The 24,791-nt window shown below is 62.7% G+C and carries 23 protein-coding genes and 1 tRNA gene; 18 read left to right on the forward strand and 6 right to left on the reverse strand.

Features of this window, described 5'->3' with window-relative positions; genetic code table 11:
* Positions 1 to 58: 58 nt before the first annotated feature.
* The 4 genes from FFS30_RS12715 to FFS30_RS12730 form a co-directional block, all read right to left on the reverse strand.
* On the reverse strand, positions 59 to 676 hold the full coding sequence (locus FFS30_RS12715) for a response regulator transcription factor (RefSeq protein ID WP_137913497.1): 618 nt from the start codon (positions 674 to 676) through the stop codon (positions 59 to 61).
* Between the two features lie 200 nt (positions 677 to 876).
* Positions 877 to 2,076, reverse strand: a complete 1,200-nt coding sequence (locus FFS30_RS12720) for a sensor histidine kinase (protein ID WP_249352408.1) — start codon at positions 2,074 to 2,076, stop codon at positions 877 to 879.
* A gap of 23 nt (positions 2,077 to 2,099) precedes the next feature.
* Positions 2,100 to 2,879 (reverse strand): ABC transporter permease, encoded by a 780-nt coding sequence (locus FFS30_RS12725; RefSeq protein ID WP_249352410.1) that lies wholly within the window; start codon positions 2,877 to 2,879, stop codon positions 2,100 to 2,102.
* 210 nt (positions 2,880 to 3,089) lie between these two features.
* Positions 3,090 to 3,998, reverse strand: a complete 909-nt coding sequence (locus tag FFS30_RS12730; RefSeq protein ID WP_137913500.1) for an ABC transporter ATP-binding protein — start codon at positions 3,996 to 3,998, stop codon at positions 3,090 to 3,092.
* Positions 3,999 to 4,301: 303 nt separating this feature from the next.
* Here FFS30_RS12730 and FFS30_RS12735 point away from each other — a divergent pair, with 303 nt between their 5' ends.
* Both FFS30_RS12735 and FFS30_RS12740 read left to right on the forward strand, forming a co-directional pair.
* Complete coding sequence (locus FFS30_RS12735) at positions 4,302 to 5,798, forward strand: aminotransferase class III-fold pyridoxal phosphate-dependent enzyme (protein ID WP_137913501.1); 1,497 nt, start codon at positions 4,302 to 4,304, stop codon at positions 5,796 to 5,798.
* Between the two features lie 250 nt (positions 5,799 to 6,048).
* Positions 6,049 to 6,405, forward strand: a complete 357-nt coding sequence (locus tag FFS30_RS12740; protein WP_137913502.1) for a PsiF family protein — start codon at positions 6,049 to 6,051, stop codon at positions 6,403 to 6,405.
* A gap of 120 nt (positions 6,406 to 6,525) precedes the next feature.
* Here the strand turns inward: FFS30_RS12740 and FFS30_RS12745 are convergent, their stop codons facing one another.
* Both FFS30_RS12745 and FFS30_RS12750 read right to left on the reverse strand, forming a co-directional pair.
* Positions 6,526 to 7,551, reverse strand: coding sequence for an aldo/keto reductase (locus tag FFS30_RS12745; RefSeq protein WP_137913503.1), 1,026 nt, complete (start codon positions 7,549 to 7,551; stop codon positions 6,526 to 6,528).
* A gap of 99 nt (positions 7,552 to 7,650) precedes the next feature.
* Entirely contained in the window at positions 7,651 to 8,628 is a 978-nt protein-coding gene (locus FFS30_RS12750) for a LysR substrate-binding domain-containing protein (RefSeq protein ID WP_137913504.1), read from the reverse strand.
* A 190-nt stretch (positions 8,629 to 8,818) separates the two neighbouring features.
* Between FFS30_RS12750 and FFS30_RS12755 the strand changes: the two genes are divergently transcribed.
* From FFS30_RS12755 to FFS30_RS12830, 16 genes are all read left to right on the forward strand, one after another.
* Positions 8,819 to 9,898: a DmsE family decaheme c-type cytochrome gene (locus tag FFS30_RS12755; protein ID WP_137913505.1), complete on the forward strand. Its 1,080-nt coding sequence runs from the start codon at positions 8,819 to 8,821 to the stop codon at positions 9,896 to 9,898.
* 178 nt (positions 9,899 to 10,076) lie between these two features.
* Positions 10,077 to 12,614, forward strand: a complete 2,538-nt coding sequence (locus FFS30_RS12760) for an MtrB/PioB family outer membrane beta-barrel protein (RefSeq protein ID WP_137913506.1) — start codon at positions 10,077 to 10,079, stop codon at positions 12,612 to 12,614.
* 28 nt (positions 12,615 to 12,642) lie between these two features.
* Complete coding sequence (locus tag FFS30_RS12765) at positions 12,643 to 13,347, forward strand: c-type cytochrome (RefSeq protein ID WP_137913507.1); 705 nt, start codon at positions 12,643 to 12,645, stop codon at positions 13,345 to 13,347.
* A gap of 46 nt (positions 13,348 to 13,393) precedes the next feature.
* Complete coding sequence (locus tag FFS30_RS12770; RefSeq protein WP_137913508.1) at positions 13,394 to 13,750, forward strand: high-potential iron-sulfur protein; 357 nt, start codon at positions 13,394 to 13,396, stop codon at positions 13,748 to 13,750.
* A gap of 130 nt (positions 13,751 to 13,880) precedes the next feature.
* Positions 13,881 to 15,923 (forward strand): heme lyase CcmF/NrfE family subunit, encoded by a 2,043-nt coding sequence (locus FFS30_RS12775; RefSeq protein ID WP_249352412.1) that lies wholly within the window; start codon positions 13,881 to 13,883, stop codon positions 15,921 to 15,923.
* Positions 15,920 to 16,462 (forward strand): DsbE family thiol:disulfide interchange protein, encoded by a 543-nt coding sequence (locus FFS30_RS12780; protein WP_137913509.1) that lies wholly within the window; start codon positions 15,920 to 15,922, stop codon positions 16,460 to 16,462. Before FFS30_RS12775 ends, FFS30_RS12780 begins: the two co-directional genes overlap by 4 nt.
* The gene (locus FFS30_RS12785) at positions 16,459 to 16,923 is read left to right on the forward strand and encodes a cytochrome c-type biogenesis protein (protein WP_137913510.1); all 465 of its coding nucleotides are present in this window, start codon (positions 16,459 to 16,461) and stop codon (positions 16,921 to 16,923) included. The genes FFS30_RS12780 and FFS30_RS12785 overlap by 4 nt, the downstream gene beginning before the upstream one ends.
* Positions 16,920 to 18,170: a c-type cytochrome biogenesis protein CcmI gene (ccmI, locus tag FFS30_RS12790; RefSeq protein WP_137913511.1), complete on the forward strand. Its 1,251-nt coding sequence runs from the start codon at positions 16,920 to 16,922 to the stop codon at positions 18,168 to 18,170. Before FFS30_RS12785 ends, ccmI begins: the two co-directional genes overlap by 4 nt.
* A gap of 162 nt (positions 18,171 to 18,332) precedes the next feature.
* Positions 18,333 to 19,460: a homoserine O-acetyltransferase gene (locus FFS30_RS12795; protein ID WP_137913512.1), complete on the forward strand. Its 1,128-nt coding sequence runs from the start codon at positions 18,333 to 18,335 to the stop codon at positions 19,458 to 19,460.
* A gap of 100 nt (positions 19,461 to 19,560) precedes the next feature.
* Positions 19,561 to 20,139: a cysteine dioxygenase family protein gene (locus FFS30_RS12800; RefSeq protein ID WP_137913513.1), complete on the forward strand. Its 579-nt coding sequence runs from the start codon at positions 19,561 to 19,563 to the stop codon at positions 20,137 to 20,139.
* A gap of 151 nt (positions 20,140 to 20,290) precedes the next feature.
* Positions 20,291 to 20,377 (forward strand) — tRNA-Leu (locus FFS30_RS12805).
* Between the two features lie 421 nt (positions 20,378 to 20,798).
* Positions 20,799 to 21,242: a hypothetical protein gene (locus FFS30_RS12810; protein ID WP_137913514.1), complete on the forward strand. Its 444-nt coding sequence runs from the start codon at positions 20,799 to 20,801 to the stop codon at positions 21,240 to 21,242.
* A gap of 120 nt (positions 21,243 to 21,362) precedes the next feature.
* On the forward strand, positions 21,363 to 21,800 hold the full coding sequence (locus FFS30_RS12815; protein WP_137913515.1) for a DUF2778 domain-containing protein: 438 nt from the start codon (positions 21,363 to 21,365) through the stop codon (positions 21,798 to 21,800).
* A complete protein-coding gene (locus tag FFS30_RS12820; protein ID WP_137913516.1) occupies positions 21,797 to 22,285 on the forward strand; it encodes a hypothetical protein in 489 nt (162 codons plus the stop codon). Before FFS30_RS12815 ends, FFS30_RS12820 begins: the two co-directional genes overlap by 4 nt.
* Positions 22,286 to 22,717: 432 nt before the next feature.
* Positions 22,718 to 23,101 (forward strand): HNH endonuclease signature motif containing protein, encoded by a 384-nt coding sequence (locus FFS30_RS12825; protein WP_137913517.1) that lies wholly within the window; start codon positions 22,718 to 22,720, stop codon positions 23,099 to 23,101.
* A 319-nt stretch (positions 23,102 to 23,420) separates the two neighbouring features.
* Positions 23,421 to 23,909: a hypothetical protein gene (locus FFS30_RS12830; RefSeq protein ID WP_137913518.1), complete on the forward strand. Its 489-nt coding sequence runs from the start codon at positions 23,421 to 23,423 to the stop codon at positions 23,907 to 23,909.
* Positions 23,910 to 24,791 lie beyond the last annotated feature (882 nt).

The raw sequence follows: 24,791 nt of genomic DNA on the forward strand, positions 1-24,791 counted from the left end.
CCGACGGCCAGCAGTCTTTCTTCGCTCGATATCGGCGCGCTGCCTCAGCCGCGCGCGGCTACAACCAGCCCTTCTGCCGCGCGAGCCGGTACGCTTCGATGCGGTTGCCGACGCCGAGCTTGCCGATTGCTTCCGACAGATAGTTGCGCACGGTGCCCTGCGAGAGATGCAGTTGTTCGGCGATATCGCCGGCCGACGCGCCCTCGCCGGCGAGGCGCAGCACCTGGCGCTCGCGGTCGTTGAGCGGATCGGCCTCACTCCAGGCTTCGAGCGCGAGCTGCGGGTCGATCGCACGGCCGCCGCGATGCACCTTGCGCAAGGCTTCGGCGAGCTGATCGGCCGGCGCGTCCTTGAGCAGATAGCCGCCGACGCCCGCATCGAGTGCGCGGCGCAGGAAGCCCGGCCGCGCGAACGTGGTGACGATGACAACCTTGCATTCGAGCCCGCGGTCGCGAATGCGCTGGGCCAATTCGAGGCCGGTCAGTTTAGGCATCTCAATGTCGGTGACGACGATATCGGGGCCGCCGTTCGTCGATGCGAAACGCTGAATCAACTGCCAGGCTTCTTCGCCGTCGGCCGCGCTGCCGATCACGTCAAGATCGGATTCGAGCCTGAGCAGCGCCGACAGGGCGCCGCGCACCATGGCTTGGTCTTCGGCTAGGAGAACGCGGATCATGTTTGGGGATTCGGGATTCGGGATTCGGGATTCGGGATTCGGCAGAGCTTAGCTTCCCTTCTCCCGCCGGGAGAAGGTGCCTGCAGGGCACATGAGGGAAAGGCACTTCGATTCACGGTCGCCGGCCAAAGCGGAAATGCGCTTTCTCCGCGCAGCGCGGACGCCTCGCCTTGTTCCGATCGAAGAACGAAAGCCAGGACTCATGCAGCGCTGTGCGCCGTCTTTTCCCGCGCCACGATCGCCAGCGGCTCCGCCTGCGGCAACGCCACCGTCACGGTCAGCCGCGTGCCCTGCCCACGCTGCGAGTCGATGCCGAGTTGCGCGCCGACCGCGGCGAGACGCTCGCGCATACCGGTCAAACCGTTGCCGGGAACGATCGCGCCGCCGCGGCCGTTATCCTCGATGCGCAGCACGACCTTGTTCTGCGCGGTTTCGAGAGTGGCACGCGCGCGCGTCGCGTAAGCGTGGCGCTGGATGTTCGTCACCGCCTCGCGCACCGTCATCGCGAGCGCGGTTTCGATTTCGACCGGCATGCCGACATCGGTGAGCGCGTAGTCGAAGGTCACCGCGTTGGATTCGAGCAGGAGCTTGGCCGACGCGATCTCGGCCGCAATGCCGGCCGCGCGGATGCCGGTGACCGCGCGCCGCACCTGCGCCAGCGCATCGCGCGCGACGCGCTCGACCTCGACCATCTCGCGCTTCGCCGCGCCCGGGTCGCGGTCGAACAGCTTGTTCGCGAGTTCCGACTTGAGCGTGATCAGCGACAGCGTATGCCCGAGCAGATCGTGCAGATCGCGGCCGATGCGTTCGCGCTCGGCGGTGCTGGCGAGACGGCGGACTTCTTCGTGGCTGAGCCACAGCTCGGCCTCGCGCTGATACTTTCGCGCCAGGTTCAAATTCATAAAGCCGACGGCCAGGCCGACGCAGATCGCATTGACCAGATAGACCCACTCGAACCGCAGCACGATCAGCCACTCGAAGCTGTACAGCGCAAGCAGCAAAACCATCCCGACCACCGCGCCGCGCAGGCGCGTGGCGAATCCCCAGTACGCGCAGGCATAGATCACGTAGGACTGTCCGCCCGGATTGAACGGCGTCACGGCGAAGCCGAGCACGGCCATTCCGATCACGCACCAGATCGCCTGCGAACGGTCGCGGTAATAGATGCGAAAGTAGAGCCAGAGAAAGACGGCATACGTGACCAGCGTCGGCCACATCCAAGAGCGAAAATAATCGCCGGTCTGGAACATCGGCACGAAGAACAGCCAGAACGTCCACGACAGCATCAGCGCCGGCAGCCAGTGCGACGCGTTTTTTTCGCCGCTCGTGCGCAGCGCATACTGCTTCAGCAGCGAATTATCGGCCGGGGTGAAGATTTTCCTGAGCGTCGCTGAGGACACGGACATGCTCCGAAGCCGGCTGCTCAGTTCGCGCGTGCGAGCCAACGCTTGGCGATCGTGAAACAAATGACGGTGAACGCGGCGAGGTAGGCCGCGTGCACGATCGGCGAGCCGGCATATTCGCCCCCCGTCGCCGCAAGCGCAAGCTGGGCGAGATGATACGGCGGCCATGCGACCGCGATGTCGCCGATGAACTTCGGCAGCATGGTCAACGGCATCCACAGGCCCGACAGAAACGCCATCGGCAGATAGATGAAGTTGATGATCGCCGGCGACGCCGAGGCGTTGACGCGGCTGCCGATCATCAGGCCGAGCGCGCAGAACGGCAGCACGCCGAGCATGACGATGAGGCCGAGCGCGAGCCATTGCACGGCATCGAGGCGCACGCCGCCGAGTGTCGCCGCCATCGTCGCGAGCATCGCGTAAATGATCAGCGCAAACGCCATCGCCATAAGCATCTTCGCGGCGAGATAGGCGCCCGCCGGCATCGGCGCGACGCGCTTCAACGCCAGCCAGCCGCGCTCGCGCTCGATCGCGACCGACACGCCGAAGCCGAACAGGCCCGGCGCCATGACGCCGAAGATGCTGTAGGTGGCGAACAGATAGTGCGATGCGCCGCTATTGCCGCGATTGAGCAACAGCGCGAACAGCAGATAGAACAGCGGCGGAAACAGCAGCGATGGAATCGCAAACGCCGGCGTGCGCAGCGCGCGCAGGACTTCGCACTTCGCTTCGAGGACATAGGCACGCCACGGCTTGAAGTCGTCGTTCGCGGCAGGCGTGTCGATCGTGGTTGCGTTCATGGTTTCGGAATCCGGTTTTTGATTGGGATCAAGGCTGAGTCGGCTTACGTCGGAACTGTGCTGAGAAATCCTTCTCCCATCGGGAGAAGGTGCCCGAATGGCGGATGAGGGAAGAGCCTTGCCCGCTGCAACGACATCGATGAACGGCGTTGCCTTTCCCTCATCCGGCGCTTCGCGCCACCATCTCCCGATAGGAGATGGGACGGATTTCTATGCCGCTTCTTTTTGAGCCTCGCTGGTGATTTCGACGAACGCTTCGGCCAAGCCGGCGCGCCGCACTTCGAGTTCGCTGAGCGTCGCGTCCTCGCCGAGCAGGCGGCGCACGACCACCTCGGCCGCGTCGGTGACGATTTCGATCCGGTCGCCGTCGCGCGTGACACTGCGCACGTCGGGCCAGCTCGCGATCGCGTCGCCGGCGAGCGCCGACACGCAGCGAATCCGCTTCTGCGCGACGCGCGCGCGGATCTCGCCGACGCTGCCCGCGGCGACGACGCGCCCGTGCGCGATCACGACGACGCGGTCGGCCAGAGCCTCCGCCTCTTCCAGATAATGCGTGGTCAGGACGACGGCGCAGCCTTCGCCGACGAGGCGGCGGATTGCGCGCCACATCGTTTCGCGCGCGTCGATGTCGAGGCCTGTGGTCGGCTCGTCGAGAAACAGCAGCTCGGCGTGGCCGCACAAGGCCAGCGCGAACTGCGCGCGGCGCTGCTGGCCGCCGGAAAGTTTCGCGTATAGGCGTCCGAGCAGGTCGCCGACGCCGGCCAGCGCGACGATGTCGGCCACCGTGCGCGGCCGCGCGTAGTAGCTGCGGAACAGTTCGATCAGTTCGCCGACCGTCAGCGTCTCGGGCAGGGACGTCGCCTGCAGCATCGCGCCGATGCGCCGGCGCGCGGCAAGCGACTGCGGCGCCGCGTCGAACAGGGTCGCGTTGCCACTGTCGGGCTGCTGCAGGCCGACGAGCAGCGAGATTGCCGTGGTCTTGCCCGCGCCGTTCGGACCGAGCAGGGCCAATACTTCGCCGCGCCGCACGTCGAGATCGATGCCATCGAGCGCCAGGACCGCAGCGTAGCGTTTGCCGGCCTTGCTGAGCCGGGCGACGGTCGAAGAATCGGAATTCATGCCAGCCTCCTTGAGTGACGCCGGGAATTCTTCACCGGGGCCGCCGCGCGAGGCAGTCGCGGGCATCAGCAATTGGACATGACGAATGTCAGCCGTACCCGATCGCCGCTGCGCCCGCACCGGTCACACTTCGGCAAAACCGACAGAGACAAAGTGGCCCCATAAAGTCGCCATACCACTGGCCCTCGGCCATACCAAATCGGGCCACTATCATTCGTTCCAGATTCAATACTTTAGCCACGAAAGCCTTGGCGCCGCCTGTCGGCGCCGTGTGCGTTTCCTAAAAGAACCGGAGGTATCGCCATGTCGTCCATCGCCAAACTCAACGAACTGCGCAACGAAGGCGGCGCCATCCGCACGCCCGGGCTGGACGACGCGACGATCGAGCGCTTCCTGCGCGAAGACAAGGATCTCGCCGCCGCGATCGACGAGGCGCATGCGCTGTTCGCCCAGATCAAGAGCGAGTTCGCCGACCTGGTCAAGCTCGACGAAACCGAGCAGCTCGCCCGCGTGCAGGCCGACTACGTCAATTTCTACGCCGGCGACGCGGTCAATCCCTACGTCGCCCTCGCCGCGCGCGGCCCGTGGATCGTCACCCTCAAGGGCGCGGTGATCTACGACGTCGGCGGCTACGGCATGCTCGGCCTCGGCCACACGCCGCAGGCGGTGCTCGATGCGCTGGCCAAGCCGCAAGCGATGGCCAACATCATGACGCCGAACCTCGCCCAATTGCGCTTCGCCAATGCGATCAAGCAGGAAATCGGCCATACGCGCGGAGCCACGCCGTACGCGCGCTTCCTTTGCCTCAACTCCGGCTCCGAAGCGGTCGGCCTCGCCCTGCGCATCGCCGACGTCAACGCCAAGCTCGCCACCGACGCGGGTGCGAAGCATGCTGGCAAGACGATCAAGCGCCTCGCGGTCAAGGGCGCGTTCCACGGCCGCACCGAGCGCCCGGCCGTGTACTCGGATTCGTCGCGCAAGGCTTACGTGCAATATCTCGCCAGCTTCCGCGACGAAAAGAGTCTGATCACGGTCGAGCCGTACAACGTCGACCAGTTGCGCGCCGCGTTCGCCGACGCCGAGAAGAACGGCTGGTTCATCGAGGCGATGCTGCTTGAGCCGGTGATGGGCGAAGGCGATCCGGGCCGCGCGGTCACGCCGGAGTTCTACGCCGCGGCGCGCGAACTGACGCGTGCGCACGGTTCGCTGTTCATGGTCGACTCGATCCAGGCCGGCCTACGTGCGCATGGCGTGCTCTCGGTCGTCGACTACCCGGGCTTCGAACAGCTCGAAGCCCCGGACATGGAAACCTACTCGAAGGCGCTCAGCGCCGGCCAGTATCCGCTGTCCGTGCTCGCGGTGAACGAGCGCGCCGCCGCGTTGTACAAGACCGGCATCTACGGCAATACGATGACCGGCAATCCGCGTGCACTCGACGCCGCCTGCGCGGTGCTCGGCGCGATCACGCCCGCACTGCGCGCCAACGTGCGTGCGCGCGGCGCGGAGTTCGTGGAAAAGCTGCAGAAACTGCAGAAGGAACTGCCGGGCTTCATCACCAAGGTCCAGGGCACCGGCCTGCTGTTCTCGTGCGAGCTGGCGCCGCAGTTCAAGTGCTACGGCGCGAACAGCACCGAGGAATGGCTGCGCGAGCACGGCGTCGGCGTGATTCACGGCGGCGTCAATTCGCTGCGCTTCACCCCGCATTTCGCCGTGTCGGCGGCCGAAGCCGATCTGGTCGTCGCAGGCGTGCGCCAGGCGTTGCTGCACGGTCCGCGCCAGTCGGTCGACGCGGCGGCATAAAAAAGCGCTCGCCGCGGATCAAAGCGGATCAAAAGATCGATTGGAGCGGATAGAGCGTTTCGCATTCGCTCTATCCGCCGTTATCGATTTTTAATCCGCTCTGATCCGTGGCAAATTCTCTAGTCTCCCCGAACCCGGCGCGATGAATTGCGGCGAAACCGCCGGCAATGACGCCCACGACTTGTCATCACGCAAAGCGTAGACTAGCGCCCGATCCGGCATAGGGCCGGCTACGTCAAGGGAGATAGCCATGAAATCCGCAACCACACTGTTCGCCGCTTTCGCTTTCGCTGCTGTCTTGGCCACCGGTTCCGCTTCCGCGGCCGACACCAAGCAGCTCACTCCGCAGCAGCAGAAGCTCGGTGCTTGCGCCAAGGACGCCCATGCCAAGGGGCTCAAGGGTGCCGAATACAAGTCGTTCATGAGCACCTGCGCCAAGGCCGATTCCACCGCCGCCGCGGAGCCGGCCAAGCCGATGACGCAGCAGGAAAAGATGAAGGCCTGCAATGCCGACCCGAAGGCCAAGGAACTCAAGGGCGATGCGCGCAAGACCTATATGAGCACCTGCCTCAAGGGCGACGCGACCGCCGCCGCTCCGGCCCACTGAGTCGTATCTCTGCCATCGTCCGCGATGGCGGGATTCGGAAGGCGGCCGTCCACGGCCGCTCTTCGCAAAAAGCAAAACCGGGCTTTGCGCCCGGTTTTTTTGTTTTCCGATCGCCGCGTCCTAGACCGGAAACGGATTGCGCTCGGCGAAACCCTGCTGGTGCCAGTACGGATAGGCGAAAGTCTTCGCGCTCGCCGCGTCGAGTTTGGCGACCTGCTCCTTGCTGAGATTCCAGCCGACCGCGCCGAGATTCTGCTTGAGCTGCTCCTCGTTGCGCGCGCCGATGACCACGGTCGAAACGGTCGGCCGCTGCAGCAGCCAGTTGAGCGCGATCTGCGGAATCGACTTGCCGGTTTCCTTGGCGATGTCGTCGAGCGCATCGACGACACGGAACAGATATTCGTCGTCGACCGGCGGACCGAAGTCGGCGGTCTTGTGCAGACGGCTGGTCTTCGGCAGCTTGGCGCCGCGGCGCAGTTTGCCGGTCAGGCGGCCCCAGCCGAGCGGACTCCAGACCACCGCGCCAATGCCCTGATCGACGCCGAGCGGCATCAGCTCCCATTCGTAGTCGCGGCCGATCAGCGAGTAATAGGTCTGGTTGGCGACGTAGCGCGGATAGCCGTACTTGTCGGCGACCGCGAGCGACTTCATCAGATGCCAGCCGGAGAAATTCGACACACCGGTGTAACGGATCTTGCCGGCGCGCACGAGCGCGTCGAGCGTGGACAGCACCTCTTCGAGCGGCGTCTGCGCATCGAAACCGTGCAGTTGGAACAGGTCGATGTAGTCGGTGCCGAGGCGCACGAGCTGCTCGTCGACCGTCTTGATCAAGTGATAGCGCGACGAACCGACCGCATTGGGCTCGTCACCGAAGCGAAAGGTCGCCTTGGTCGAGACGATCGCGCGGTCGCGCTTGCCTTTGAGCGCTGCGCCGAGGATCGACTCGGAAGCGCCGCGCGAATAGACGTCGGCGGTGTCGAACATGGTCACGCCATGATCGAGACAGAGGTCGATCAGACGCTTGGCCTCTTTCACGTCGGTATTGCCCCAGGCCGCGAACAGCTCGCCCTTGCCGCCGAACGTGCCCGTGCCGAAACTCAGGGCCGGCACAGTGAAGCCGGATGCACCCAGTCGCCGATATTCCATCTCGAACCTCCAGACTATTGCGATGAATTGATCTGATCGGGCGGAAACACCCCGAATTCAATTGTCGTCAGTCCCCATTAAAGATTTGTCATCTGCTGCTCAGGTACCGAATTTCTTCGCCGGCGCGGACTGCGAGACGATGCTCATGCGGAACGAATTGTCGTGCGCGACCGATTCGACCATGGGCGGCAGATTCGCGGTGAGGTAGTCGATCAGCATGCGCACGGCGAGGGTCAGGCCGTTGCGCGACGGATACACGGCATAGAGGTTCATCTCGGGCAGTTGCCATTGCGGCAGCAGTTCGACGAACTGCCCGTCGGCCAGTTCGTCGGCGCAGACGCTGCGCGGCAGCTCGGCCACGCCGACGCCCGACAGCGCAGCTTCCTTGAGCACGAACAGGTCTTCGCTGAGCAGGCGTGGATGATAGGTGATGGTCTGCGTCTCGTCCGCGCGGCTCAGCGACCACTGATAGCGGCCACCGGGTGCCATCGGCAACGCACCGCCGACACTCGGCAGCTCGCGCAGATCGGCAGGCACGCGCGGACGGCCGTGGCGCTGGACGAAATCGCGGCTTGCCACGAGCAGATGGCGGCTCAGGGTAAACGAACGCACGATCAGGCTCGACGACTTGATGCACGGCACGATGCGCAGAGCGAGATCGTAGCCTTCGGCGATCATGTCGATATCGTCGTTGCTGATCTTGAGCACGACTTCGACTTCGGCGTGGCGCGCCATGAACTCGGCCAGCAGCGGCGCCATGAACACCTGGGCGAAATTGAGCGGACAGGTCACGCGTACGCGTCCGCGCGGCACTTCGCGCACGTCGTCGATCACGCCACTCGCGCGTTCGACTTCGACGAGCACGGCGCGGCAGCGCTCGTAGTAGCGCCGGCCGATGTCGGTGATCTGCAACTTGCGCGTGGTGCGCTGGATCAGGCGCACGCCGAGATCGCTCTCCATGCGCGTGAGGTGCTGGCTCAGCACCGACTTGGCTACGCCGAGCGCGTCGGCGGCGGCCGACAGCGAACCGTGTTCGACGATCTTGGCGAAGTAGAAAATATTGTTGAGATCGTTCATCGCCCGCAACCTCCGTTCCAAGCGCAATGCCCGGCGAGTCTAGAATCGTTCTGATCGGCGAACAATCTTTTCTGCACAACGCGCTATCGGAAATTTACCTGAATGGACAAACTTGTCCGCGAATAGCGAACCGCCGCTGCGGCGCCGGCATAAAAGCTCCAGCCATCGCAAGAGCTCGAGGAGGGTGACAATGGATTTGCGTCGATGCGGCGTCGTCTTCGCTGCGGTGTTGAGCTGCGCGCTGGTGTTCGGCGCGATCAATACCGGCCTCGCCCAGCAGCGGCGCAGCGAGATCGCACAGTCTCTGCCGTCGACCAATCTTTCCAGTGAGAAGCAGATCGATCCGAGTCTGCCCGCGCCGGCGCCCGGCTTTGCCAGAGCGCGCGTCGCCGACAATCCGCAGGCACCCGAGGCGAAACCCGTCGGCGAGAAGACCTGCGTCGCCTGCCACCAGCTCGAAGCCGATCATTTCACTCACACCCTGCACGCGCTCGGCCTGCATGTGGCGAATCGTTCCGACCCGAGCATCCCGGTCTGCGAGACTTGCCACGGCGCCGGTTCCGCGCATGCGCAGAATCCGCAGGGCAAGGGCCTGATCATCGCCTACACGAAGAACGGCGGCACGCCGATCGACGTGCAAACCAAGACCTGCCTGACCTGCCATGCGGGCGGCCCGCGCGACCACTGGTCGGGTTCGGTGCACCAGCGCAACGGCCTGTCGTGCAGCGACTGCCACAACCCGATGGCGAAGTTCTCGGTCGAAGGCTCGATGGCCAAGCAGTCGATCAACGACACCTGCGCGCAGTGCCATAAGGACATCCGCCTGCAGTTCAACCGCCGCTCGCACATGCCGCTGCCGGAAGGGCAGATGAGCTGCGACGACTGCCACAACCCGCACGGCTCGCTGTCGAACGGCAGCTCGCTGACGAGTTTTCCGCTGGCGAAGACCAACACGGTCAACGAGACCTGCTATCAGTGCCACGCCGAGAAGCGCGGGCCGTTCCTGTTCGAGCATGCGCCGGTGCGTGAGAGCTGCCTCAACTGCCACTCGCCGCACGGCTCGAACCAGAACACCCTGCTCGTCGCGCCGATCCCGTTCCTGTGCCAGCAGTGCCATACGCAGCAGCGTCATCCGAACGACCTGCATACGCCGAACTCGCTGATGACCGGGAAGAATCCAGACGAACGCATCATGGGCCGCGGCTGCCTCACCTGCCACGCGAATATCCACGGCTCGAACGCGCCGGCCGGTTCGAAATTCCACGAGTGACGACAGGGAGAAACGCGCGATGTCGACTTCCGCACACCCTCGCCCGTCGTCCCCGCTTACGCCGGGATTCAGCGCCCTTTCTTCGTGCGTCCCGGAACAAAAGCGCGACTCTCGTTTCCGTCTGAGCGAAGAGCAAAAACAAAATCGCTGGATTCCTGCGTTCGCGGGAATGGCGACGATGATGCTTTTCTCCACGGCCTGGGCCGACAGCGGCATCGGCGTCGATACCTGGCGTGGCAACAAACTCGATCCGACCGCAGGCCAGGCCAGCGAAGCCTGCGACGCGCGCGGCACGACCTGGCTGGCGCCGCTGCAGCGGCGTTCGCCGACCGGCAATCTCTACGACTGCCCGAACGAGGCGCCGCTCGCCCACGAAATCGGCGAATGGCTCTACTACGGCGTGCTCCAGGTCGGCTACATCGGCACCGGCGATCAGGGTGTCGCCGCGTGGAACCGCTACGCCGACTGGCGCAGCGACAAAGCGATTCTCAGCCTGCTCGACGCGCATTTTGAGCGCCCGTCCGACGGCAGCTACGTCGACGTACGCGCGAGCCGCATCAGCGACGAAGACCAGTATTACCAAGCGGTGTTCGGCAAAGCGGGCGCCTACAAGGTGCAGGCCTTTGTCCGCGACATGCCGAATATTCTTTCGACCGATGCGAGATCGATCTGGAACGGCGTCGGCACGAACAACCTCACCCTACCGTCGAGTCTGACACCTGGCGGCAGCACGCCGGCTCAGGTCGCGGCCGCCTCCGCCGCGGCGCCGACGATGACGCTCGGCGTTAAGCGCTCGAAGCAAGGGTTGTCCGCAAGCACGTATTTGACGCCCGAGTGGACCGCCTACGTCAACCTGAGTGACGAGCAGCGCAAAGGCACGCGGCCTTACGGCGGGCCGTTCTTCTTCGCGTTCGCGTTCGAAGGGCCGCCGTTCAATTTGAACGACGGCGGCGTCAACGAAACGATCAAGCCGATCAACGATTCGACGATCAACATCAACGGCGGCCTGCGCTACGCCGGGCCCGAGTGGCGTTTCGACTTCAGTTACACCGGCTCGTTCTATCGCGACAAGTACACCTCGTACAACTACCAGTCGCCGTTCAAGCTCACCGCCCTGCCGGTGATTCCGGGAGCGATCGCCGCGCCGCTGTACCAAGGCCAGATGTCGACCGAACCCGACAATAACTATCACAACTTCCAGGCGACGGCGACGCGCAAGATTCCGTGGAACGGCGAGATATCGATCAGCGCCTCCGGCGGACGCATGAGCCAGGACGATGCGCTGATCGCGCCGATCAACTGCCAGGGCGTGTTCGGCATCGGCCTCGGCAATCTCCAGCTCGGCCCGCAGAATCCGATGCTGTACGACTGCAACAAGTGGAACACGACCGACGCGTTGTCGCGCAAGACCGCGGACATGCGCATCGACACCTCGATGTTCGACGCGCGGATCGTGCTGCAGCCGACGCCGCAGTGGACCCTGCGCGGCGACGTGAAGTACGACCGTCAGGACTATCGCAACATCTACCTCGCCTACAACCCGCTGACCGGCCAGTACGGCTATCCGAGCGAGAACGGCACGCAGGGCAGCATCGTGCCGGGCGAATCGGGCATCTGGGATCCGCGCACAGATCCGTCCGCGCTGACCCGCGTGCGCAGCCTGCCGCTCGACATCCAGACGATCGATGCGAACTTCGGCGCCGACTGGAAATTCAGCGACAAGAACACGCTGAGCGCGACGCTCGACTACAACCGCTACGAACCGAGCAACCGCGAGCGCAGCCAGATCGATGCGAGCAGCGTCAAGCTGACCTGGGTCAACCGCAGCCTCGACTGGCTGACCCTGCGCGTCAACTACACCTACCTCAAGCAGACCGGCAACACCTACAACTTCGACCCGTACGAGTTCACCTGGTCGAGCAGCATGCCGGGCTACGTGCCGCCGGCCACCGGCACACCGGCGCATACCGTCGACGCGATGCGCAAGTACGACATGTCGAGCCGCGACGAGAACAAGATCGACGTGATGGCGACGGTCATGCCGCGCGACGACATGACCGTCAGCGCTTCGGTGCGCGGCGACTGGAACAGCTACGACGCGCGCATCGGCCGCCAAGCCTACGACACCGTCGGCGCGACCGTGCAGTGGGAATGGCAGTTCGCAACGCGCAGCAGCATCAGTGCCTACGCCGCCTGGGACCGTTCGCGGCTCGGCTTGTCGAACGTGCAGGACCAGGCCAACGGCACCGGCGCCGATCCGACCCTCGGCGGCTCGAACTACGCGCTCAACGGCCAATGGTGGGCGACCGACGCGCAGCGCGACTGGTACGGCGGCTTCACCCTGAACCACGACATCGGCCGTGTGCGCCTCGACGTGAACTGGAACTACCTCTACTCGCGCGGCCTAACCGATTACACCTACGCCGGGCCGACGGCGCTCGCGCATCTGGTCGGCAACGAAGGTCCGGGCCCGGGCGGCGGCGCGTTCCCGAACATGATCTATCGGGTCAATTCGATCACCATCGGCGCGACCGTGCCGTTCAGCGAGCGCGTTTCGCTGCGCCTGTTCGACTACTACGAACGCGGCCGCATCAACGACTGGCACTACCTCGGCTTCGATCAGGGCCTCGTCGTCGGCAACCGCGTGTATACCGATGCGGGGCCGCAGAGCTACAAGCAGAACCTGATCGGCCTGCTCGTCAACATGAAACTGTGACCGGGCCGACGCGATGAGAATCCGATCGATGCGCACTCGCCTTTCCCATTCGCCGCTGTGCTGGGCCGCGGTCCTGCTGTTGAGCGGCGCCGGTACGAGCGCATTCGCCGCCGACTACGTCGACCTGCGCCGCATCGAGCCGATCCACGGCGACGCGGCCGCCGGCGCGGCCAAGGCCGCGGTCTGCGCCGCCTGTCACGGGCCGAACGGCAACGCCATCGTGCCGATGTTTCCGAGTCTCGCCGGCCAGCGCGCCGACTACCTCTACCACCGCCTCGCCGAGTTCAAGGCCGCCGATCCGAAGGCGCCCTACTACGCCGCCTCGCCGATGCCCGCGCAAGCGGCGGGCCTCAGCGACGCCGATATGCGCAACGTCGCCGCGTACTTCGCTGCGCAGGCGCGCACGGCGGCGCCAGCAGCGCCGGGCAATGCCAAGGGCGAGACGCTTTACCTCGAAGGCGATCTGGCGCGCGGCATTCCGGCGTGCCAGGGCTGCCACGGCGCCGACGCAAACGGCCCGGCCGCGCAAGGAAACCAATACGCCGCCTATCCGACGCTGCGCGGCCAGCACGCGCCGTACCTGGTCACGCGACTGAACAATTTCCGCGGCAATCTGCCGCAGTACAGCAGCAACGACTTCATCATGCACGGGGTTGCGCGTACACTCGACGACGATTCGATTCAAGCCGTCGCCTCCTGGCTCGCCTCGCTGCCGCCGAAGGAAAAGCACTGAACGAATCGCATCCAGCCAGCATCTCCATTGCCAGCAAAGGTGAACCATGAAAAAGACCGATTCAACGAATGTTTCCGCGACCGATCAGAGCCGCCGCCGCTTCTTCGTCGGCGCGGGTACCGCGATCGGCGCCGCGGCGCTCGTCAGCGTGCTGCCGCGTCAGGCGCGCGCAGACGACCTGCCGCATCTCGCGCCGACCGATGCGACCGCACAAACTCTTGGCTACGTCGAAGACGCGACCAAGGCCGACAAGGCGAAATTCCCCACCTACGCGGCGGGCGACGACTGCGCCAACTGCAACTTCTACCAGGGCGGCAGCGCCGCCTGGGGTCCATGCCAGCTGTTTCCGGGCAAGTCGGTCGCAGGCAAGGGCTGGTGCTCGGCGCACGCAAAGAAAGCCTGACCGCCGCCGCCTCTCCGCACTCGTACAACGGCCTTCTCCGCAGTGCGGAGAAGGCCGTTTGCTTTCTCGCATCCCCGCCGGGTCTCGCGTAATCTAGCGCCCTGCAAAAAACCCGACACCGCCGCATCGCATGCTTCCCGAACTCGGTCAATTCGCGCTGATCCTCGCCCTGCTGCTCGCACTCATGCAGTGCACGCTGCCGCTGATCGGCGCCTGGCGCGGCAATGCCGCACTGATCGCGACGGCACGGCCGATCGCCACGGGCCAGTTCGTCTTCGTCGCGCTCGCGTTCGGCGTGCTGACCTATGCCTTTCTCGCCCAGGACTTCTCGGTCAAATACGTCGCGCAGAACTCGAACCTCGCGCTGCCGTGGTACTACCGTTTCTCCGCCGTCTGGGGCGCGCACGAAGGCTCGCTGCTGCTCTGGGTGCTGATCCTCAATATATGGACGGTCGCGGTCGCCGCGCTGAGCCGGCGCCTGCCCGACCCGCTCATCGCGCGCGTGCTCGGCGTGCTCGGTTTCGTCGCGGTCGGCTTTCTCGCCTTCACCATCTTCACCTCGAATCCGTTCGCGCGGCACATCCCGGGCCTGGCCGACGGCGCCGACCTCAATCCGATCCTGCAAGACCCCGGCCTGATCATCCATCCGCCGATGCTCTATATGGGCTACGTCGGTTTCTCGGTCGCGTTCGCCTTCGCGATCGCCGCGCTGCTCGGCGGCGAACTCGACGTCGCCTGGGTGCGCTGGGCGCGGCCGTGGACCAACGTCGCCTGGGCCTTCCTCACCCTCGGCATCACGCTCGGCAGCTGGTGGGCCTACTACGTGCTCGGCTGGGGCGGCTGGTGGTTCTGGGATCCGGTCGAGAACGCTTCGTTCATGCCGTGGCTCGTCGGCACCGCGCTGATCCACTCACAGGCGGTGACCGAGAAGCGCGGCTCGTTCCGCGCCTGGACTCTACTGCTGTCGATCTTCGCGTTCTCGCTTTCCCTGCTCGGCACTTTCCTCGTGCGTTCGGGCGTGCTGACCAGCGTGCACGCGTTCGCGAGCGATCCGAAGCGCGGCCTGTTCATCCTCGCCTTCCTCACTGTAGTGGTCGGCGGCTCGCTGACGATCTACGCGCTGCGCGCGCCGAAGGTCGCCGGCGGCAAGCCTTTCCAGATGCTCTCGCGCGAAACCCTGCTGCTGATCAACAACCTGCTGTTCGCCTGCGCGGCGGCGATGGTCCTGCTCGGCACGCTGTATCCGCTGATCGGCGACGCGCTCGGCGTAGGCCGCATTTCGGTCGGGCCGCCTTACTTCGGCTTCATGTTCCTGCTGCTGATGCTGCCGGTCGTACTGCTGATTCCGTTCGGGCCGTTCTTCCGCTGGGCCGCGGGCGACTGGCGCGCAACCGTGCGCACACTCGTCCCCGCGCTGGTACTCGCGGTGGTCTGCGCGCTTGCCGCGTGGCTGCTCGTCGGCGGCCTGCATCTGCGCGCGGTCGCCGGCATCGCCGCGAGTCTCTGGGTCGGCGCGGGCATCGCGCTGTATGCGCTCAAGCGCTGGCGCGAAGCGCCGTCGGGGCGGCGTTACACGCCCGAGATGCTCGGCATGATCGCCGCGCATTTCGGCGTCGCGATCTTTCTCGCCGGCGTGCTGGTCACCGAATCGACCAGCGTGGAAAGCGATGTGCGCATGGCGCCGGGCGAAACCAAGAACATCGCCGGGCTCGACTTCCGCTTCAAAGGCGTCGCGCCTGCACAAGGACCGAATTTCCGCGCCGACGAAGGCGTCATCGAAGTTTCGCGCGACGGCAAGTTGCTCGCGACGCTCAATCCGCAGAAGCGCCAGTATTCCGGCAATACACCGGTACAGACCAAAGCCGATATCCGGCCGGGCTTCTTGCAGGACGTCTATGTCGCGCTCGGCGAATCGCTCGATCCTTCGACAGGCTCGGGACAGGCCACCGGCGCCTGGGCCGTGCGTATCTACGTCAAACCGTTCGTGCGCTGGATCTGGCTTGGCGGAATCCTGATGATGCTCGGCGGTTTCCTCGCTGCGGCGGATCGGCGCTTCCGCTTGCACGCCGCGGTTCGTGATCCGCGATCAGAAACTCGGAGCGGCAACGAAGTCCGCACTTCGGCCGCGTTCCCGAATCCTGCATCGCCCATCGCGAATCCGCTCCAACCATGAACCGTCTGCTGCCCCTGATCGGATTCTTCGCCCTGGTCGCCCTGCTCGGCTTCGGCATCTGGTGGAATACGCATCACGAATCCAATGAAGTGCCCTCGCCGCTGATCGGCAAGCCGGCGCCCGAATTCACTCTTCCACTTTTATACGATTCCACAAAGACGCTTTCCAAACGCGACCTGCTCGGCAAGCCCTACCTCGTCAACGTGTTCGGCTCCTGGTGCGTGACCTGCCAGTACGAGCATCCCGTGCTGATGGCCGAGGCAAAGCAGTTCGGCGTGCCGCTGATCGGGCTCGCGTGGAAGGATAAGCCCGAGGACTCGAAACGCTGGCTCGAACAGTTCGGCAATCCCTACGATACGATCGTCAGCGACGCCGACGGCCGCGCCGGCATCGAGTTCGGCGTTTACGGCGCACCGGAGACGTTTCTCGTCGACGCGCAGGGCACGATCCGCTACAAGCGCATCGGCATGTTGACGCCGGAACTGATCGCGAGCGAACTGAAGCCGCAGCTCGCCAAACTGCCGCAGGCCAAACCGTGAGTCGCGCTCTGCGCGTCCTCGCCGCGGCGATCCTCTGCGTCGGCCTGCTCGCGCCTGCCGCCTACGCGATCGACCCGCTGCCGTTCAAGGACCGCGCCGAGGAAGTGCGCTACCAGAACCTCACGCGCGAACTGCGCTGCCTGGTGTGCCAGAACCAGAATCTCGCCGATTCCGACGCCGACCTCGCCAAGGATTTGCGCAAGCAGGTGTTCGACCTGATGCGCGAAGGCAAGAGCGATGCGCAGATCAAAGAATTCCTCGTCGCGCGCTACAACGACTTCGTGCTCTACGACCCGCCGGTGAAGCCAGGCACCTACCTGCTCTGGTTCGCGCCGTTCCTGCTCGTCGCGCTCGGCGCGGTCGCCGTGCTGCGCATTCTGCGCCGCCGCGCGCGCGCGGCGGCCGGCGAAGCTGCAACACAGAATTCCAATACCGCCCAATCCGGGGACGACGACTGGTGACGACCGCTTTCCTTTTCTTCGCCGCACTGATGCTCGTGGCGGCGCTCGCCTTCGTGCTCGTGCCGCTGCTGCGCGGCCGTGCTGCGACCGACGCGGCGGACGAGACCCGGCGCAAGCTCAAAGCGCTCGAAACGGCGAAGGCCGACGGCATTCTCACCGCCGAAGAGTACGCGGCGAAGCGCGCCGCGCTCGGCGAGGAACTGCTCGCATCGGCGCCGACAACGGCGACGCGCACACAATCCGCGTTCTACTCCGCGCTCGCCGTGGCGTTGCTGCTGCCGGCAGCGGCGATCCTGCTCTACCGCGAACTCGGCGCACCCGCCGCGCTCGATCCGGCCAATCTGATCGCCCGCGCGGGCGAAGAAGGCGAAGGCCATGCCGGCAACATCGACGCGGCGATCGCCCAACTCGCGGAGAAAATGAAACAAGACCCGAGCAACGCCGAAGGTTGGACCCTGCTTGGCCGTGCTTACAAATCGACGCAGCGCTTCGCCCAGGCGCGCGATGCGCTCAAGCACGCGCACGACCTCGCGCCGGACGACGGCGACATCGCCGTCGACTACGCCGAGGCAATCGTGCTCGCCGGCACGGACCGGCGCATCCAGGGCGAAGCCTTGGCCTTGATCGAGCAAGCGATCAAGGCGAACCCGCAGAACCAGAAAGGCCTGTGGCTTGCCGGCATCGCCGACTCGCAGGCGGGCAAGTACGACGACGCGATCGCGAAGTGGAACACGTTGCTGCCGCTGCTGCCGCCCGACTCGGACGTGGCGACTTCGATACGCGAGCAGATCGCCCAGGCGCAGGCGCTGCGTGATGGCAAACCGATGCCTGCGCCTGCTGTGGCAGGTTCGAGTCCAACCGCCCCGAAAGCCGCCGACGACAAGCAGGAAAATACTTCGGGGCCGCATATCTCGGTGAAAGTGGCGCTCGACCCCAAACTGAAAGACAAGGTCGCGCCCGGCGACACTCTGTTCGTCTTCGCCAAGGCTGCAAGCGGGCCGCCGATGCCGCTCGCGATCGCCAAACTCACCGCCGCGCAGTTGCCGGCCAGCGTCGTCCTCACCGATGCGATGAGCATGATGCCGCAGATGAAATTATCCACTTTTCCACAAATTATTATCGGCGCGCGCATCTCGAAGTCGGGCCAGGCGATCGCGCAGAGCGGCGATCTGCAGACACTGTCGGCCCCGCTGCCCAATACGCGCGGCGAGCCGGTCGAGCTGACGATCGATCAAGTGGTTCCCTGATCTCGGCGGCGCGAAGTCGCATGCGGCTCGCGTCCGACTGAGTTTCGCGTGCAGGCGCAAAGCGGAGAGCGATAGCTCGTATTTCGCGCCTTTGCACCTGCGCATGGGTAAAATCCGAACCGCCGACCGGCACCATTCCCCCATCCATTCGACCGCGCACGCATGTCCGACGCCCGCCAGTACTTCCCCCTGCCCTCACCGTTTCCGATGCGCCGCGGCGGCGAACTCGTCGGCGCGCAGTTGGCCTACGAAACCTGGGGCGCGCTCAGCGCCGCACGCGACAATGCGATCCTGGTCCTCACCGGCCTCTCGCCCGGCGCACACGCCGCGACAAACGCAGCCGATCCCTCGCCGGGCTGGTGGGAAGAAATGCTCGGCCCAGGCAAGTACATCGATACGAATCGCTGGTTCGTGATCTGCGTCAACTCTCTCGGCAGTTGCAAAGGCTCGACCGGACCGGCCAGCGTCGATCCGCAGACGGGAAAAGTATACAAACTCGATTTCCCCGAGCTGACCCTCGAAGACGTCGGCAATTCGGCGTTCGAGTTGGTGCGCGGATTGGGTATCGAAAAACTCGCCTGCCTGATCGGCAATTCGATGGGCGGCATGAGCGCGCTCGGCTATCTGGTCCAGCACCGCGGCAGCGCACGCACCCACATCAGCATCTCGACCGCGCCACAGGCGCAGCCGTTTGCGATCGCGATCCGTTCGCTGCAGCGCGAAGCGATCCGGCTCGACCCGAACTTCAAGCTCGGCGAGTACGACGACGCGCACTATCCCGAAACCGGCATGTCGATCGCACGCAAGCTCGGCGTCATCACCTACCGTTCGGCGATGGAATGGGTCGGCCGCTTCGCGCGCATCCGTCTCGACTCCGACCAGCGCGACGACGAGCCGTTCGCGGTCGAGTTCCAGGTCGAGTCGTACCTCGAAGGACATGCCAAGCGCTTCGTACGCAGCTTCGATCCGAACTGCTACCTGTACCTGTCGCGCGCGAGCGACTGGTTCGACATCGGCGAGCACGCGGGCGACGTTCGCAGCCATGGCAACGTCGCCGCGGCGCTCAAGAAGATCGACGTCGAGCGGGCCCTGGTGATCGGCGTATCGACCGACATCCTGTTCCCGCTGACCCAGCAGGAGGAAATCGCCAACGGCTTGCGCACGGCCGGTGCCGAAGTCGATTTCGTCGCCCTCGACTCGCCGCAGGGCCACGACGCGTTCCTCGTCGACATTGCGCGCTTCGGCACCGCCATCGCGGGATTCCTCGCGAAGCTGGAGCGGACGCTGTAGAATCAGTTATATCTATATAACCATTTCGGCATTTTGCGGTCGCCGCGATCGCAAAACTCCCAAGCGGGCCGCCGCCCGCCCCTCGCAGAAAAGAGCGCCCATGCTTGCCTTAGATTTTCCTGGCTCCGAACACCTCGTCAGCCGCCTCGACCGCGCCGTCGACCACGATCGCGAAGCCGATATCGCCAACGCGCTGCGCAACACCTTGTGCGAGCTGATCCGCGATCCGTCGGTGAAGCTGCCGCGCTGCATCTTTGAAGAGGTGAAGGATCACTACGCGCGCCGCGAACTCTACCGCAGTGAAGAATTCGGCTACGCCGTGATCGCGATGACCTGGGGCCCCGGCCAGGGCACCCTCGTGCACGACCACGCCGGCATGTGGTGCGTCGAAGGCGTCTGGCACGGTTCGCTCGAGATCACGCCGTACGAACTCGTCGAGCAGGAAGGCGAGCGCTACCGCTTCGAATCGCGCGGCACGATGAACGTCGGCCCCGGCTCGGCCGGCAGCCTGATCCCGCCGCACGAATACCACACGATCCGCAACCCGAGCGCCGACTCGCTCGCCGTCACCCTGCACATCTACCGCGGGCCGATGACGCAATGCTCGGTGTTCCGCCCGCTCGACGGCGACTGGTACAGCCGCGATCGGCGCGTGCTCTCCCTGGATGCGATGCATTGACGCTTTGTGCGGGCGCGACTCGCCGCACCTAGCCGACGAGCCCAGTCAGCGCCGCCTTTTGTCCGTGCATTTGCTTGCTGAGACACAGCCCGGAAAGCAGCCGCCCTTGGCCGCACTTTGCAATTGATCTATACTGCGGCCCCTCATCGATGCCGGTGTGGCGGAATTGGTAGACGCGACGGACTCAAAATCCGTTTCTGGCAACAGAGTGTGGGTTCGATTCCCTCCACCGGCACCACAATCAAATTCATCGACATCCCAGGATGTCCCAAAGCCCGCATAACAGCGGGCTTTTTCTTGTCTGCCTCGTCCGAAGCAATCCACCCTCGTCCATTGATATCCCCTATTTTTCGGGGGTAAGTATTGGCGATGCCCCCAATTATCCGATGATTCCATATAATCCAAACTTTGATCCTTGTCCATGAGGAAGCGCAGTAATGGTTTCTCACTATGCTCACTGATATCAAAAAAATGGGACTTTCCAATTGGATGTTTAGAACATTCAAAGGGAATGTGGCTGTTGGCATTCTATACCTAGGAGTGCCGGGGTCGATTTTGGCATCCTATTTTAGTTATCTAGAAAAAATATTATCGCTGGGTAGGATATTTTTTGTGATTTTAGTTTGTTGTTCTGCGGGGGCAATTTTTGGAATGTTTCTTTGGATTTCAGTTTCTCGACCATTACTGAATTCATCGAAACCCAACAGGCGGCGTTAGCAGACCTTCCTCTAGGTAGTGTCATGAAAATTATCGCCTCGCTTTTTTCAATCCTCTTTATTTTCTCTATTTTTTTGTATATATCAGGAAGCGATTGGATTTTAAAATCGAACAAAGAAATAAATATATATGGACGCGCTGGGGAGCCAATTTCTCAACTACCAGTTGTGGGGGTTGTGAAAGATGGGGAATTGATATCAGTCAGTAAATGCTATTTTGATAAAAATGATGCCTATTTGAACATAACAAAAAGCGACGGAGCGAATGGTTATATATTTGATCACAACCAGAGATTTATTCATTTCTGGAAGATGGGTAAAGTAAGTTTTGCGACATTTCCCATTAAATACGACTGCTGGCGGTTGGTGTCTCAGTTTGGCATCTAATTAACTTCTGCTTTAGTTGACCAGTGCTGCGATGCAGAGGTTGGGCTGAATTACAACCATGAGCGTTGCTGCGACTCCGGCGCGGAAAGCTGCGTCTCTTCTGATCCAGCTGAGCTGTATGTGGGCAACACATTCGCCTATGTGGGCAGCAATCCACCTATTTGTTTTGACCCGGTAGATTTTTATCACTTCACCTACTCTATCGCTGATCACTCGGTGGACTGCACGACGGGCCGGGCAGAGCATCCTATTTTTCATGGTTCAAATTGGGCATCTGGCAACAGCACTGATCCCAATCATCTCGATTGCCAGAACAATCCGCAGTGTCAGGATGTACCCAATCACGGCCCCGCGCCAGCAGGTAGCTATACGATTGGCCCACCAACAGCACCCGGCGGTGGGCGCCGGAATCTGAGGCCAAATGCCGGCACAAACATGCATGGCAGAGATGGAATGCAAAGCCACGGTTGTATCAATACGGCCAATCGAGATCGGGATGAGTACAATCAAGATATGGCCCTGGAAGAAGGGCACAATACAGTCACCGTACAGCCATGACTCTTATGCTAAATAAAATCTCTTCGCTGGCAGCAATGTTGAGCTTACTTCTTGTCGGCATTTCCCTACTGGGATGTGCGATCCCGGCGAATGCTGAAAAGATTGAGCGAGCACCTTCAACAGCTTCGCTAGCGTTAGTAGCGGCCGTGTTGAACGCTCATATAAAGGTGTCGTCCGAGGACACGGAAACAAACGAATCCGAATTGGGCCGCCAGCTCCGCCGAGTTTTTGATGATCACACCGCCTCAGGCACAGATGCGCTTGCTTTACTACTTGGACTTTACATTGGTGAATCTTCAGGTGAGGATGTTTCTTGCGAGTTGGTGAACCGAGGAAAGTCGGTGATCCCAAGACTGCACTACTATTCGTTGCACGAAGTGAACATCCCGAATGTTCAGATGTCGCGAGTGCACCGAATACCTGGAGAATATTCAATTGTTGAGCAGCGAATTGCGAAAGGTGAGCATTGCATTGTCGAAAAGTAAAGGCTAAGCGGTTGGGAGTTCTGACACACAAGCCTAGCTTCTGGCCAGACTTGTCTGTTTAGCGTTGGCTCGACACAGCCATGTCCATGCTGCACAGGTAAACCACCCTGGCGCCCGCCGCCGCGCCCCAAATCTTCGCTCAGCGCCGCGACCAGGGGCTCGCAATATTAATATCCTTACTGACGACTAAAAGGAGAGCCAAGTCTTTTTTGGAGGGTTATCGAATAGTCGGTAAGAGCTTGAGGAAAGCACCGCCGTCTGGGGGTAAATTTGGGGGTAACTCCTAATCATTTCTTGATAAAGATCGCATAAGACAAGGGATTTTTGGAATATTTCGATTCCCTCCACCGCACCAGTACTTACAGTACTTCTCGCGGACGCCCCTCGTTCCGCAGTCACGATTTCGTTCTGCAATTTTGATGAGGCGACCTCTTGGGAAGCGTCATTCTTGCCGCCGGGAGATTCCCTAACCACTTCAAATCTCCCAGCCAATTGAGAGCTGTCGAGAAGGAATGGAAGCGCAAGCGTCGTGCTGTCGCCTATCAAGAGCGTTATAAAGAAAAGGCGAAGCCGAGAAACGCCAAGCGGCGCGCAGCAAAGCTGAATCGTTGCGTCGCTTGGGCCGACAAAGATGCCATAGCAGCCATCTATCGCAAGGCTGCTAGCCTAACGAGCCGAACCGGCATTCCGCACGAGGTAGACCATATCATTCCGCTACAGGGGAAGCTCGTATCTGGGCTGCATGTCGAGACCAATTTGCGCGTCGTAACTCAGCGGGAAAACCGGGCGAAGTGGAACCTGTTTGAGCCGGAATAGACAAGGTCCCCAGCGTTTTCCGCTCGCGCGCTTTTGTCTTCTATTCGCGGCTCCGTCTTTTATCGGTTGTCGCATGCGGTGCGACCGGCCCCGCTACACTGCCGGCATGCGCGGCGACAAAACAGCCATTGATCAACTCAGGATCGCTCCCAGTGGCACCGACAAAACCTGGAGCGCGTGGCTTGATGGAAAGCTCTTCGCTCAGTTCGATGAATGCCCTGGCGGCGTCGCTGTACGGTGGCTTTTCCTCGACTACTCGGAGCGAGCGCATGGTTGAGGCGATGATGGGACTGGATTGCCTAAGACTCGGGGAATCTAAATGAAAGAAGCTCTTGATCGACAAGCGCAGCTTGACGCGATGAATCTGCTTAAGGGTCTTTACCCGGAATGGCACTACGCGCTCGCCGTCGATGAACCTCATATTGCTGCGCCAGTTGCGGCCTATCTTGAAGAACACGGACTGATCGCAGTTCACTGGATCGAATCCACCGATACGCCGAAGCACGTTGGAGGCGCCAGGATCACCGCCAGAGGACTCGACTTCCTTGCAGATGACGGTGGCTTGGGGGCGATTCTTGGCGTTGTCACGGTCAAGCTGCATGCCGAGACCCTGCGCGAACTTTTGCTTCGACGAGTTGAAGAGTCAGATGCCCCTGAGAAGGAGAAATCTCTGATGCGCAAGGCCCTTGAGAAGGCCGGGGAGAAGTCACTAGAAGCGATTGCAAAAGAAGGTGTGAGCAAGGCTCTGACGTATGGGCCGACTGCATGGCAGTGGCTTCATACACTGCTTGCGAACTTAGCCCAGTGACGTATGAGAATTTGAGGAAGCAGACAGGCAATCCGTTCGGATCCGATAGATCGATGCGAAATGGCTCGCGTCGGATCCCTCCGCCGGCACCGCAATCAAATTCATCGACATCGCAGGATGTCTCGAAGCCCGCATAACAGTGGGCATTTTCATGCATGTTGCATCTTAAGCAGGCCACCCCACCCGCTGACATCCGAGATTTTTCGGAGGTAGCTAATGGGGCATCGTTGCTGGGGTGGCTTCAGGGCTGCTGACCAACGCCAGCATCAGCAATCAATGCCAAGCCGCCCCGATCGTCCGTTTGAACTCGTCGATGGCGGTGGCCTATTTCTGCCGCCGCCGTCCGACCGCACCTGCTGACGGAGATTCCAATACCGCTTTGCGGGCAAGGGAAAGTCGCCCCGCTCCGGCAGCTATCTCGATGTATTGTCAGACATTGCGCGCGACCGCCGCGATCCCACGTGCAAGCAACTTACGGATCCGATCGTCGGCGCAGCGGCTGGACGCGTAGGCGAGCCGCACCGCGAGCTACAACCGCTTTGAATCCTTCGCAGTTCGGCAAGACGTCGCTGAGATACCCAAGCGCAGGAATCATCACGTGATGGCGCGGCCTCTCTGCCGGCCTGATTAAGCCCGATCTCCAACCGACTCGATTGCGTCGACTAGCGGTATCCGTCGAATTTTGAGCTGGAGATTTTTCAAGAACGGGAACCTACCGGCATCTGGAATATTTATGGCATTCCAAGAGCCAGCAGGTTCCCTCTTCTCGAATGCTTGCTCGACTTAGTAACTAGACGCAGGTGCCGCTGGACACGGCCTGTATTGCGGACTCGCGTCACCATGAAGAACGGAAGAAATCAGCACTGGCGGACCGCACGGAAC

Source organism: Rudaea sp. 3F27F6, assembly GCF_005503555.1.
GTDB lineage: Bacteria > Pseudomonadota > Gammaproteobacteria > Xanthomonadales > Rhodanobacteraceae > Rudaea.

Coding starts and splice junctions, on each gene's coding strand:
- FFS30_RS12750 (WP_137913504.1), bottom strand. CDS start 8,628: ATGAACGATCTCAACAATATTTTCTACTTCGCCAAGATCGTCGAACAC.
- FFS30_RS12775 (WP_249352412.1), top strand. CDS start 13,881: ATGCTTCCCGAACTCGGTCAATTCGCGCTGATCCTCGCCCTGCTGCTC.
- FFS30_RS12765 (WP_137913507.1), top strand. CDS start 12,643: ATGCGCACTCGCCTTTCCCATTCGCCGCTGTGCTGGGCCGCGGTCCTG.
- FFS30_RS12770 (WP_137913508.1), top strand. CDS start 13,394: ATGAAAAAGACCGATTCAACGAATGTTTCCGCGACCGATCAGAGCCGC.
- FFS30_RS12800 (WP_137913513.1), top strand. CDS start 19,561: ATGCTTGCCTTAGATTTTCCTGGCTCCGAACACCTCGTCAGCCGCCTC.
- FFS30_RS12760 (WP_137913506.1), top strand. CDS start 10,077: ATGATGCTTTTCTCCACGGCCTGGGCCGACAGCGGCATCGGCGTCGAT.
- FFS30_RS12795 (WP_137913512.1), top strand. CDS start 18,333: ATGTCCGACGCCCGCCAGTACTTCCCCCTGCCCTCACCGTTTCCGATG.
- FFS30_RS12755 (WP_137913505.1), top strand. CDS start 8,819: ATGGATTTGCGTCGATGCGGCGTCGTCTTCGCTGCGGTGTTGAGCTGC.
- FFS30_RS12745 (WP_137913503.1), bottom strand. CDS start 7,551: ATGGAATATCGGCGACTGGGTGCATCCGGCTTCACTGTGCCGGCCCTG.
- FFS30_RS12730 (WP_137913500.1), bottom strand. CDS start 3,998: ATGAATTCCGATTCTTCGACCGTCGCCCGGCTCAGCAAGGCCGGCAAA.
- FFS30_RS12725 (WP_249352410.1), bottom strand. CDS start 2,879: ATGAACGCAACCACGATCGACACGCCTGCCGCGAACGACGACTTCAAG.
- FFS30_RS12735 (WP_137913501.1), top strand. CDS start 4,302: ATGTCGTCCATCGCCAAACTCAACGAACTGCGCAACGAAGGCGGCGCC.
- FFS30_RS12780 (WP_137913509.1), top strand. CDS start 15,920: ATGAACCGTCTGCTGCCCCTGATCGGATTCTTCGCCCTGGTCGCCCTG.
- FFS30_RS12830 (WP_137913518.1), top strand. CDS start 23,421: ATGAAAGAAGCTCTTGATCGACAAGCGCAGCTTGACGCGATGAATCTG.
- FFS30_RS12820 (WP_137913516.1), top strand. CDS start 21,797: ATGACTCTTATGCTAAATAAAATCTCTTCGCTGGCAGCAATGTTGAGC.
- FFS30_RS12740 (WP_137913502.1), top strand. CDS start 6,049: ATGAAATCCGCAACCACACTGTTCGCCGCTTTCGCTTTCGCTGCTGTC.
- FFS30_RS12715 (WP_137913497.1), bottom strand. CDS start 676: ATGATCCGCGTTCTCCTAGCCGAAGACCAAGCCATGGTGCGCGGCGCC.